General features: G+C 74.9%; 10 protein-coding genes. 7 read left to right on the forward strand and 3 right to left on the reverse strand.

Annotated elements, in window-relative coordinates:
- The first annotated feature begins 606 nt into the window (after positions 1–606).
- The 3 genes from FB380_RS12525 (at position 607) to FB380_RS12535 (ending at position 3,801) form a co-directional block, all read left to right on the forward strand.
- Positions 607–1,830, forward strand: coding sequence for a hypothetical protein (locus FB380_RS12525; protein ID WP_166755320.1), 1,224 nt, complete (start codon positions 607–609; stop codon positions 1,828–1,830).
- 82 nt (positions 1,831–1,912) lie between these two features.
- Entirely contained in the window at positions 1,913–3,091 is a 1,179-nt protein-coding gene (gene rlmN, locus FB380_RS12530) for a dual-specificity RNA methyltransferase RlmN (RefSeq protein ID WP_166755321.1), read from the forward strand.
- Positions 3,088–3,801 carry a VIT1/CCC1 transporter family protein gene (locus tag FB380_RS12535; protein WP_166755322.1) on the forward strand — a complete coding sequence of 238 codons (714 nt, stop codon included), beginning with the start codon at positions 3,088–3,090 and terminating at the stop codon, positions 3,799–3,801. The genes rlmN and FB380_RS12535 overlap by 4 nt, the downstream gene beginning before the upstream one ends.
- A 7-nt stretch (positions 3,802–3,808) precedes the next feature.
- On the opposite strand, the gene FB380_RS12540 is transcribed toward FB380_RS12535, so the two are convergent.
- The 3 genes from FB380_RS12540 to FB380_RS12550 form a co-directional block, all read right to left on the reverse strand.
- The gene (locus tag FB380_RS12540; RefSeq protein WP_166755323.1) at positions 3,809–4,771 is read right to left on the reverse strand and encodes an LCP family protein; all 963 of its coding nucleotides are present in this window, start codon (positions 4,769–4,771) and stop codon (positions 3,809–3,811) included.
- Positions 4,772–4,773: 2 nt separating this feature from the next.
- Positions 4,774–5,622 carry a hypothetical protein gene (locus tag FB380_RS12545; protein ID WP_166755324.1) on the reverse strand — a complete coding sequence of 283 codons (849 nt, stop codon included), beginning with the start codon at positions 5,620–5,622 and terminating at the stop codon, positions 4,774–4,776.
- Between the two features lie 313 nt (positions 5,623–5,935).
- Positions 5,936–6,256 (reverse strand): DUF2631 domain-containing protein, encoded by a 321-nt coding sequence (locus FB380_RS12550; RefSeq protein ID WP_166755325.1) that lies wholly within the window; start codon positions 6,254–6,256, stop codon positions 5,936–5,938.
- Positions 6,257–6,439: 183 nt separating this feature from the next.
- Between FB380_RS12550 and dxr the strand changes: the two genes are divergently transcribed.
- From dxr to FB380_RS12570, 4 genes are read left to right on the forward strand one after another with little or no spacing between them, the layout of a single operon-like run.
- Positions 6,440–7,672 (forward strand): 1-deoxy-D-xylulose-5-phosphate reductoisomerase, encoded by a 1,233-nt coding sequence (gene dxr, locus FB380_RS12555; RefSeq protein WP_166755326.1) that lies wholly within the window; start codon positions 6,440–6,442, stop codon positions 7,670–7,672.
- A complete protein-coding gene (locus FB380_RS12560) occupies positions 7,609–9,063 on the forward strand; it encodes a M50 family metallopeptidase (RefSeq protein WP_229682076.1) in 1,455 nt (484 codons plus the stop codon). Before dxr ends, FB380_RS12560 begins: the two co-directional genes overlap by 64 nt.
- An 18-nt stretch (positions 9,064–9,081) precedes the next feature.
- Complete coding sequence (gene ispG / locus FB380_RS12565; protein ID WP_166755327.1) at positions 9,082–10,236, forward strand: flavodoxin-dependent (E)-4-hydroxy-3-methylbut-2-enyl-diphosphate synthase; 1,155 nt, start codon at positions 9,082–9,084, stop codon at positions 10,234–10,236.
- Positions 10,237–10,276: 40 nt separating this feature from the next.
- Positions 10,277–11,128, forward strand: coding sequence for a GNAT family N-acetyltransferase (locus tag FB380_RS12570; RefSeq protein ID WP_166755328.1), 852 nt, complete (start codon positions 10,277–10,279; stop codon positions 11,126–11,128).
- The last annotated feature ends 29 nt before the right edge of the window (positions 11,129–11,157 follow it).

An 11,157-nucleotide genomic window follows, 5' to 3' on the forward strand; every position in this document is an offset into this window, starting at 1 on the left:
GTGTCCGGCGACCCGGAGATCCATGGGCCGGTGTCCGACGGGGCGGTGTCTGGCGAGGCGGTGTCTGGCGGGGCGGTGTCCGAGGTGCCGGCGTCCGCGGGACGGGAGTTCGACGGACCGGCGTCCGAGGGGCTGGCGCCCGTGGGGTCGGCGTCCGACGTGCCCATGGCCGAGCGGCCGATGACCGAAGAGCCGGTGAGCGGCGGGCCGGCCATCGAGAGCTCGGCAGCTGAGCCTGTGGAGGCCTCGGCTGTCGAGGTCGACCGGTCGCCCGTGGGCGGGTCGGGGGACTCCTCGTCCATCGACCGCGGACCGACCGGTCAGACCCCGTCCGATGCTGTTCCGTGGGACGAGGCCTGGCTGCCGCAGTGGCTCCATCTCGGCCCCACCACGGCGTCCACGCTCTCGTCCGCAGACGCAGACGCAGACGCAGACGCAGACGCAGACGCAGACGCAGACGCAGACGCAGACGCAGACGCAGACGCCGACGCAGACGCCGACGCCGACGCCGACGCCGACGCAGCCGCCGACGCCCTCCTCGAGCCCGCGGCGCCCGAGACCCCGCCGCCTGCCCTCGAGGACCTGGTCCCCGGGACGTCCGCCGAGTTGGTCGCTGCCCTGGCCGAACTGCGCGAGGCCGAGCGCACCGCCGAGCGGGAGAGCCAGGCGCGGCTCGCCGCCTGGGCAGCCGACATCCGGGCTGCCGAGGCGCTGCCCACAGCCGCGCCGGCCGCCACAGCTGCGCCGGCCGCCGCAGCCGCGCCGGCCGCCGCCGGCGCACGCGGCACCGGTCCTGCCGTGGACTCGCCGTCCGTCCGTACCCCGCCGGCCGCAGGGCCCCGGCGGCGGTACCGCGTGCTCCTCCCCGCGGCGGTGCTCGTCGTCGCCGGTGTCGTGGCCGGCTTCACCCTGCCCGGGGGCTCGGACAGCGCCGGCCCCTCGGTCGCGGCGGTACAGCGCGACACCGACCAGCGACCCGCGCCGACGACGGCGAACCGCTCACCGGCGACTCGCTCGGGCGGGCTCCCTGCGCTGGGCGCCGTCGCCCCGGACGTCCCGGTCGTCACGGCGCCGGCCGGGACGCCGAGCGCGGCTGCGACACCGGCCCCCGTGACGGCCTCGACGCCGGTGGCCACCTCGTCGGCCCGCGGTCGCACGTACCGGGTGGTGGCGGCGCCGCGTCCCGGCACGCAGCCGGGTGACCCGGCGGGTCCCGCCCTGCAGCCGGTGCCCCCGCTGCTCACCCCGGCCGCCCCCGCCCCGGTGGGCCCGGCGCCGGTGGACCCGGCCCCGGTCGACCCAGCTCCCGTCGACCCCGCCCCGATCGACCCGGTCGGGCCCCCGACGGTGCCGGACGGCGACTGCCCGGTGCTCGTGCCCGAGCCCGTCCCGGACGAGAACCAGACCCCGGACGAGAGCTCCGCCCCCGTCCCCGACGTCACGGTCGACGTCCCCGTCCCGGCCGCGGCGTGCTCGCCGGTGGAGCCCACTCCGCAGCCGCCCGGCCCCGCGCCCACCGATCCCGACGCCCCCGGTCCTGGCGGCGACGCGGAGGTCCCCGGCGGACCGGGGGACGGCTCCGGCGGTGGCGGCACGGTGCCGCCGGTCGGGCCCGAGCCGACCCCCACCCCGGTGCCCGGCCCGACGGCGCCTCCCACCGCGACCACGCCGCCGACGTCCGCACCACCGACGCCGACGCCACCGGCGCCCACGCCGCCGATGCCCACGCTACCGGCGTCCCCGCCGCCGACGTCCCCGCCGCCGACGTCCCCGCCCGCCGGCGCACCCGCCCCGTCGGCGACGCTGGCGGAGGCTCTCGGCCGCAGCTGACGGGACGCGGCACCCCCCGGGGAGCCATGTCACCCCCGCTGAGCCACCTCCGACGGCCCAGGGGTGGGAGCATGGGGGCGTTATGACTGTCCTGCCCCTGGTCTTCGACGCCCCCCGCCGCACCAAGCCGCCTCGGCACCTCGCCGACCTGACCCGGGCCGAGGCCCGCGCGGCGGTCGTCGAGCTGGGTCAGCCGGCGTTCCGCGCCGACCAGCTGGCCCGGCACTTCTACGCCGGGGTCACCGACCCGGCGCAGATGACCGACCTGCCGGCCGCCTCGCGCACCGAGCTGGCCGGGGCGCTGCTGCCAGGGCTGCTGACCCCCGTCCGGCACCAGTCCGCCGACGGCGGTCGCACCCGCAAGACGCTGTGGCGCCTGCACGACGGTGCGCTGGTGGAGAGCGTCCTGATGCGCTACCCCGACCGCGCGACCGTCTGCATCTCCAGCCAGGCCGGTTGCGGCATGGCCTGCCCGTTCTGCGCGACCGGTCAGAGCGGCCTGACCCGCAACCTCTCCGCGGCCGAGATCATCGGCCAGGCGGTCGCGGCAGCAGCGGCGATGGCCAACGGCGAGATCCCCGGTGGGCCGGGCCGGTTGTCCAACGTCGTCTTCATGGGCATGGGGGAGCCGCTGGCGAACTACGCCCGGGTGCGCAAGACGCTCGACGCGCTGCTGACCCCGGCGCCGCACGGCCTGGGCCTGTCCCAGCGTTCGGTGACCGTGTCGACGGTCGGGGTGGTCCCGGCGATCCGCAAGCTCACCGAGGAGGGGCTCAACGTCACGCTCGCGGTGAGCCTGCACGCCCCGGACGACGAGCTCCGGGACGAGCTGGTGCCGATCAACACCCGCTGGAAGGTCGACGAGGTGCTGACGGCGGCCGACGACTTCGCCCGCCGCACCGGTCGCCGGTACTCGATCGAGTACGCGCTCATCCGGGACATCAACGACCAGCCGTTCCGCGCCGACCTGCTCGGGAAGCTGCTGGCCAAGCGGCTGGCGCACGTGAACCTCATCCCGCTCAACCCGACGCCGGGCAGCAAGTGGGACGCCAGCCCGCTGCCGGCCCAGCGGGAGTTCGTCGCCCGGTTGCGCGCCGCCGGCGTCCCGACCACGGTCCGCGACACCCGGGGCTCGGACATCGACGGGGCCTGCGGCCAGCTGGCTGCCGCCGACCAGGTCGACGGGGTCCCGAGCGTCGCCGTCCCGGTGCCCACCGTCGAGGACGCCGTCCCGCTGGGAGCCGAGTCCGACCAGTCGTGAGCGAGCTGCCCGACGCGGAGCTGCACGAGCACAGCCACGCCGACGTCTCCGGTGGCTGGCTGCGGGCCGCCGTCTTCGGGGCGATGGACGGCCTGGTCACCAACACCGCGCTGGTGGCGGGCGTCGGAGCCGGTGGCGCAGCGGCTCAGACCGTCGTCCTCTCCGGTGTGGCGAGCCTGGTCGCCGGTGCGATCTCGATGGCGCTGGGCGAGTACACCTCGGTGACCACGCAGAACGAGCAGCTGGAGCTGGAGGTCGCCAAGGAGCGGCGCGAGCTGGAGCGCAACCCGGAGGGGGAGCGGCTCGAGCTGGTCGAGCTGCTGCGCGCCCGGGGCGTGGACGACGGGCTGGCCGAGGCGGTGTCCGTGCAGCTCTCCCGTGACCCGGAGACGGCGCTGCGGCTGCACGTGGTGGCGGAGATCGGGCTGAGTCCGGAGGACAAGCCCTCCCCGCGGGTGGCGGCCGTCTCCTCGTTCGTGACGTTCTCCGTGGGCGCGGTGGTGCCGCTGCTGCCCTACCTGTTCGGTCTCGACCTGCTGTGGGTGGCGCTGGTCTGCGGTGCCATCGGGCTGGCTGTGGCCGGTGCGCTGTCCGCTCGCTTCACCCCGCGGCCCTGGTGGTGGTCGGCGCTGCGCCAGCTGCTGTTCGGGGCGCTGGCCGCCGGCGCGACCTACCTGATCGGCAGTGCGATCGGCGTCGCGGTCACCTGACCGGCGGTCAGCCGGCGCAGGACATGCCGGCGGCGGCGATGACGTCGGCCGTCGCCGGGGACGGGAAGCGGAGCAGCGTGTCGTCCACCGGGTCGCCGACCGGCAGCACGGTCACCGGCCCGAGGTCCCACGTGGCCAGCGCGGCCAGGTCACGGGCCGAGGTGCCCTCGTCCGCGGTCAGCGCGCCGGTGGCCGCCCAGGCGACCCGCTGCAGCTCCCACGGCCGGGTCAGCGTGCCCTGCACCCGGTCGACCAGGGCGTCGACCACCTGCCCGGCCGCCGAGGCGCGGCCGTCCGGGTCGACCGGCGCGGGCACCCACCGGCCGCCGACCAGCTGCTCGGGGTGGCGGGAGCGCACCATCGCCAGGGCGGTCCGGCCGTCCACCTGCTGGAGGCCGGCCTCGGTGAGCTCCAGCCCGGCAGCGGGGTCCCGCACGGGAGCCGGGACGTCGACCGCCAGCCCGCCCGTGGCGTCGACGATCTCGGCGAACCCGGCCAGGTCCACGCTCACCAGGTGGTCGGTGGGGATGCCGAGACCGCACAGGGAGTCGACCGTGGCCTGCGGGCCGTCGAGCCAGCTGAGGGCCAGCCGACCGGACGTCTCCCCGGCGGTGAGCACCAGGTCACGCGGCACCGAGAGGACCGTGGTGCCGTCCCCGTCGGAGTGCACCACCAGCACGACGTCGGCCCGGGCGCCGGGGACGTCGTCGGTGGTGCCGAACTGCTCGGCCGAGGCACCGGCCGGGAGGACGGCCCGCGAGTCCAGGCCGACCAGCACCCACGTCGTCCCCGGGCCCGTGGTGGTCGAGACCGCCACCCGGTCCACCCGACCGGCCAGGACCGCGAGGTCGACGACCGTCAGGAGGACGAGCGCAGCCGTGACGGCGAGCGCCCACCGCACCGCCCGGGAACGCGGCGGACGCCGGCCAGGAGAGTCCTGGCCGGCGTCCGTCGTGCTGCTGGGGGTCATGCTCAGGCCTGCGCAGCCCCCGCGTTGCGGCGACGGCCGAGGACCAGGGCGCCGGCGCCGGCGGTGACCAGCACGGCACCGCCGACGAGCGGCAGGGTGACGCTGGCGCCCGTGTAGGCCAGGGCCTTGCCGTCGGCGGTCAGCGTCAGCGTCTCCTCGAAGTGGCTGCCGGCGTCGCCGTCGAAGGCGAGGGTGTGGGTGCCCAGCGCGGTGCCGGCGGGGAGCGTGAAGCTGGCGGTGACGACGCCGTTGGCGTCGGCGGTGAAGGTGCCCAGCGTGACCGGGGTCGAGTGGAGCACCAGGGTGACCTTCTCGTGGGCCTTGAAGCCCTTGTAGGTCTTGGTGACCTTCTGGCCCGGGGCCGCGACGTTGGTGGCGCCGGTGCTGGACGCGACGGCGATGCCGGGGGTGTTCGGCTTGGCGCCGGGCACGAACGCGGCCGGGGTGGCCGGGGGGACCGGCTTGCCGTCGGCGGTGACCGTGATGGTGACCGTGCCGTAGGAGAACTTCGTCGTGTACTGGTCGCAGGTCAGCCGGTAGGAGTAGCTGCCCAGCTCGGTCGGCGCGGTCATGTCGATCTTCCACGAGCCGTCCGCGGCAGGCGTCGTGCCGTCGCCGGACTGGGGGTGCTCGACGTCGGGGACCATCGAGACGACGGTGCTCGCCGCGCCCGGGGTGCAACCGACGCCGGAGACGCTGTACTCGGTGCCGGGGGCGACCGTGCTGGACGGCGAGACCGTCGGCGCCGCCGGCGCGGCGAGCGCGGCCGGGGCGAACAGCAGGCCGGCGGTCGCCGTGCCCAGGGTGAGGCCGGTGGCAACGGCGGCGCGGGTGCGGGTCAGGCGGCTCATCGGGTTCCTCCGTGGATGGCGGCCCGGGCACCCGGACCTGTGGGGCGCTGTCTAGCGCCTCCGCAGGGCCTGCCTGTCAGATTCCTGTGCGACACGCGGTGATGTCGACCAGATGTGCACAGCACTCCGGCTGATCGTCCACGGTCCCTGTCCACATCGATGTCCAGTTGTGCAGTCGGGCTGCGCAGTCCCGGGCACATTCGTACAGTCCTGCGGTCCGTCGGTGGTCGGCACGACGCGACCGAGGCCGCCTCCCCGGTGGGGAGACGGCCTCGGTCAGGTCACTCGGGCCGCTGGGCAGCGGCCGGACGGGTCAGCGCGAGCGCCAGGCGTTCTTCCGCCGGCGCACGTCCCACAGCAGCATGACCACGAGGGTGAGCGCGAAGCCGAGGATCCACAGGTTCTCGACCTGGCCGTCGTGGTTGCCGAAGAGCAGGGCCAGCAGGGCCAGCACCATCAGCCAGCCGGTGATCCGGCCGACCCGACCCGACTCGGCGTGCCAGCCCCAGTCCGCGGGGTGCTCGTCGTGGACCGGCGTCGCGCCGGCGCGGACGATGCCCTCCTCGCGGGTGGACTGCTCGATCACCCGGGCGCTCGTCTGGTGACCCTGTCCCCGGCCGCTGTGCTCGCTCACTTGGCATCCTCGCTGGCACTCGTCGCCGCAGTCGCGGCACTGCTCTGTCCGACGTGAGGGCGCTGGGCCGCTCACCGCCATGATGCCAGGCGCGCCTCCCGGGCACCCGGCGGGCGCGCCCGGACCGGACGCCCCGGGGTGGACGGCGGGGGCCCGGGCGGGGGACTTGGCAGGATCAGCCGCATGAGCGAGCCGCGCAGCACCGAACCCCGGACGGTCACCGTGCTCGGGTCCACCGGGTCGATCGGGCGTCAGGCGATCGCGGTCGCCCGGCAGAACCCGGACCGGCTGCGGATCACCGGGCTCGCCGCCGGCGGAGGCGACGTCGCCCTGCTGGCCGAGCAGGCCCTCTCCCTGGGCGTGCGGACGGTGGCCATCGCCCGCGCCACCGCCGCACAGGACCTGCAGCTGGCCTTCTACGCCGCGGCGCAGCAGCGCGGCTGGGCGCAGGGCCACTACGCACTCCCGGAGATCCTGGCCGGCCCGCGCGCGGCCGAGGAGCTGGCCGCGCGTCCGGCCGACGTCGTCCTCAACGGGATCACCGGGTCGATCGGGCTGCGGCCGACGCTCTCCGCGCTCGCCGCCGGCCGCACGGTGGCCCTGGCCAACAAGGAGTCGCTGGTCGCCGGTGGCGCACTGGTGACGGCGGCGGCGGCCCCCGGCCAGCTGGTGCCGGTCGACTCCGAGCACTCGGCGCTGGCCCAGTGCCTGCGCGGTGGCGCGCGGGGCGAGGTGGCCCGGCTGGTGCTCACCGCCAGCGGTGGGCCGTTCCGCGGTCGCAGTGCCGGGGAGCTGGCCGGCGTGACCCGCGAGCAGGCGCTGGCCCACCCCACCTGGGACATGGGCCCGGTGGTGACCATCAACTCCGCGACCCTGGTCAACAAGGGGCTGGAGCTGATCGAGGCGCACCTGCTCTTCGGCGTCCCGTACGCCGACATCGACGTCGTGGTGCACCCGCAGTCGATCGTGCACTCGATGGTGACGTTCACCGACGGCGCGACGATCGCCCAGGCCAGCCCGCCGGACATGCGGCTGCCGATCGCGCTGGCGCTGGCCTGGCCCGACCGGCTGCCGGACGTGCAGCCGGCCCTGGACTGGTCGACCGCGAGCACCTGGGAGTTCCTGCCCCTGGACGGCGAGGTGTTCCCGGCGGTCCGGCTGGCCCGGCAGGCGGGGGAGGCCGGTGGCGTCGTCCCGGCGCTGTACAACGCGGCCAACGAGGAGGCGGTCGCCGCGTTCACCGCCGGACGCCTGTCGTTCCCAGGGATCGTCCAGGTCATCGCGCGTACCCTCGACGCCGCGCCGGACCTCGGCGCACCCACCTGCGTCGAGGACGTGCTGGCCGCTGAGAAGTGGGCCCGGGAGCACGCCCGCGCCGCCATCGACGCGGACGATCCGAGACGGAGCTTGAGCTGAGCGGGTTCCTGCTGACGGTCCTCGGGATCGTCGCCTTCGCCGTCGGGCTGCTGTTCAGCATCGGCTTCCACGAGTTCGGGCACTTCTTCTGGGCCCGGAAGTTCGGCATGCGGGTGCCGCAGTTCTTCGTCGGCTTCGGGCCGACGGTGTGGTCCCGCCGTCGCGGGGAGACCGAGTTCGGCATCAAGGCCGTCCCGCTGGGCGGGTACATCCGGATCGTCGGCATGATCCCGCCGGCCGAGGAGGGCGAGAGCAAGCGCGCCACCCGGATGCGCAGCTTCATCGCCGAGGTGCGCGGGGCGGCCCTCAACGACGTCCTGCCCTCCGACCGCGGCCGGGTGTTCTACGCCAAGCCGTGGTGGCAGCGGGTGATCGTGATGTTCGCCGGCCCCTTCCACAACCTGGTGCTGGCGGTGCTGCTCTTCCTGGTCCTGCTGGTGGGCATCGGCCTGCCGACGACCACCACCACGATCGCGGCGGTGCCCGACTGCGTGCTGCCGGCCGGCGCGGCCAGCGGCACCGCGGAGGACCCGTGCCAGGTGCCGATCACCCCGGCCGGTGAGCTCTGCGCGGCGGGGACGGCGGACTGCGGCCTGCCGCCGGCCGGCCCGGCCGCCCAGGCCGGGCTGCAGGCGGGGGACACGATCCTGGCCATCGACGGCGAGCCGGTCACCCAGGAACCGGGCGCCGGCTGGGACGCGCTGGTGGAGACGGTGCAGGCCAGCGCCAGCACGCCCCTGACGCTGACCGTCGCCCGGCCGGACGACGACGGCGCCGTCGAACGGCTCGACCTCACGGTCACCCCGATCGAGAACACCGTCTACACCGACCGCGACGCCGACGGTGAGCCCGACGGCACGGAGACGGTCGGGTACCTCGGCGTGCAGTCCGCCACGGACTACGTCGGCCAGCCGCTGAGCTCCCTGCCGGGCTACTTCGCCACCGTGGTCACCGAGTCGGTGCAGCGACTGGTCCAGATCCCCGAGCGCATCCCGCAGCTGTTCCGGGCGACCTTCCTGGGCGAGGAGCGCGACCGCGAGGGCCCGATCGGCCTGGTCGGGGTCAGCCGGCTCTCCGGGGAGGCGTTCGCGCTGGAGCAGTTCAGCAACCTGGACAAGCTCAGCTTCTTCGTGTCGCTGCTGGCCAGCGTCAACCTGGTGCTCTTCCTGTTCAACCTGGTGCCGCTCTACCCGCTGGACGGCGGCCACGTCGCCGGTGCGCTGTACGAGAAGGCCCGCTCGACCGTGGCCCGGGTGCGCGGGCGGCCCGATCCCGGCCCGTTCGACATCGCCCGGCTGATGCCGGTCGCCTACGTCGTGGCCGGGTTGTTCATCCTGCTCTCCGGCCTGCTCGTCATCGCCGACGTCGTCAACCCGATCACCCTGCAGTAAGTGGGAGACTGACCAACCGTGACCGTCTCGCTGGGCATGCCCGCCTCTCCGCCGCCCGTCCTCGCACCGCGCCGGAAGACCCGTCAGCTGGACGTCGGCGGCGTCGGGGTCGGCAGCGACTCCCCGGTCAGCGTCCAGTCGATGTGCACCACCAAGACCGCCGACATCAACGCGACGCTGCAGCAGATCGCCGAGCTGACCGCCTCGGGCTGCCAGATCGTGCGGGTCGCGGTGCCCGACACCGACGACGCCGAGGCGCTGCCGATCATCGCGAAGAAGTCGCAGATCCCGGTGATCGCCGACATCCACTTCCAGCCGCGCTACGTGTTCGCCGCGATCGACGCCGGGTGCGCCGCGGTGCGGGTGAACCCGGGCAACATCAAGAAGTTCGACGACAAGGTCGGCGAGATCGCCCGGGCGGCCAAGGACGCCGGCACCCCGATCCGGATCGGGGTGAACGCCGGCTCGCTGGACAAGCGGCTGCTGGCCAAGTACGGCAAGGCGACGCCGGAGGCGCTGGTGGAGTCGGCGCTGTGGGAGTGCTCGTTGTTCGAGGAGCACGACTTCCGCGACATCAAGATCTCGGTGAAGCACAACGACCCGGTGGTCATGGTGCGCGCCTACGAGCTGCTGGCCGCCCAGTGCGACTACCCGCTGCACCTCGGCGTGACCGAGGCCGGCCCGGCCTTCCAGGGCACGATCAAGTCCGCCGTCGCCTTCGGCGCGCTGCTGTCCCAGGGCATCGGGGACACCATCCGGGTCTCGCTGTCGGCGCCGCCGGCGGAGGAGGTCAAGGTCGGCAACCAGATCCTGGAGTCGCTGAACCTGCGCCAGCGCGGTCTGGAGATCGTCAGCTGCCCCTCCTGCGGTCGGGCCCAGGTCGACGTCTACAAGCTCGCCGACGAGGTCACCGCGGGGCTGGAGGGCATGGAGGTGCCGCTGCGGGTGGCCGTCATGGGGTGCGTCGTGAACGGCCCGGGTGAGGCCCGCGAGGCCGACCTGGGCGTCGCCTCCGGCAACGGCAAGGGGCAGATCTTCGTCAAGGGCGAGGTCGTGAAGACCGTTCCCGAGTCGATGATCGTCGAGACGCTGATCGAGGAGGCCATGCGGATCGCCGAGGCGCAGGTCGCCGAGGGCACGCCGTCGGGCCCGCCGGTCGTCTCCGTCTCCTGACCCGCCCACCCACGACGGTCGATCGAGGACGGTGGTCCGCGTGCTGCGCTCCTCGCCTGCCCGGGTCCTGGACGCCGGCGACGAGGACGCCGTCCGCGAGCTGCTGGCGACCGACCCGGTGGGCGCCTGCATGCTCGCCGGGCGGATCGAGACCCACGGCACCGCGACCGCGTCGCTGGGCGCACCGCTGTGGGGCGTGTACGCCGGCCGCCGGCTGGATGCGGTCTGCCTGGCCGGCGCCAACCTGATCCCCTTCGCGCAGCCGGGTGCCGAACGGGCCGCAGCGGCCGCGTTCGCCGACCGGGCCCGGCGGGCCGGACGACGGTGCTCGACCATCGTGGGTCCGGCGGCGGCGGTGCTCCCGCTGTGGGAGCTGCTGGCGCCCTCCTGGGGCCCGGCGCGGGAGGTGCGCGCCCGGCAGCCGCTGCTGGCCATCTCCGGGCTGGCGGCGGTGCCGGCCGAGCCGCGGGTGCGGCCGGTCCGGGCCGAGGAGCTGGACACCCTGCTGCCGGCCGCGGTGGCCATGTTCACCGAGGAGGTCGGGGTCAGTCCGCTGCGCGTCGACGGCGGCGCCGGCTACCGCGCCCGGGTGTCCGAGATGGTCCACGCGGGCCACTCGCTGGCCTGGATCGAGCGCGACGAGGTGCTGTTCAAGGCCGACATCGGCGCGGTCTCCCGGGACGCCTGCCAGGTGCAGGGTGTGTGGGTCTCCCCGCAGCACCGCGGCCAGGGGATCGGCCAGCGGGGCACCGCGGCGGTGGTCGAGTACGCCCGCACGGCGATCGCCCCGGTGGTCAGCCTCTACGTCAACGACTACAACCGGGCGGCCCGCGCCGCCTACGAACGGGTCGGTTTCCAGCAGGTCGGCACCTTCGCCTCGATCCTGTTCTGACCGGGCTGGGGGCGCTGGGGCTGGTGCGG

The sequence above is a fragment of the Modestobacter marinus genome (assembly GCF_011758655.1).
GTDB classification, from domain to species: domain Bacteria; phylum Actinomycetota; class Actinomycetes; order Mycobacteriales; family Geodermatophilaceae; genus Modestobacter; species Modestobacter marinus.

Excerpts from the sequence above, each read along its gene's own strand:
- rlmN (WP_166755321.1), top strand. The coding sequence starts at position 1,913 with ATGACTGTCCTGCCCCTGGTCTTCGACGCCCCCCGCCGCACCAAGCCG.
- FB380_RS12540 (WP_166755323.1), bottom strand. The coding sequence starts at position 4,771 with ATGACCCCCAGCAGCACGACGGACGCCGGCCAGGACTCTCCTGGCCGG.
- FB380_RS12545 (WP_166755324.1), bottom strand. The coding sequence starts at position 5,622 with ATGAGCCGCCTGACCCGCACCCGCGCCGCCGTTGCCACCGGCCTCACC.
- dxr (WP_166755326.1), top strand. The coding sequence starts at position 6,440 with ATGAGCGAGCCGCGCAGCACCGAACCCCGGACGGTCACCGTGCTCGGG.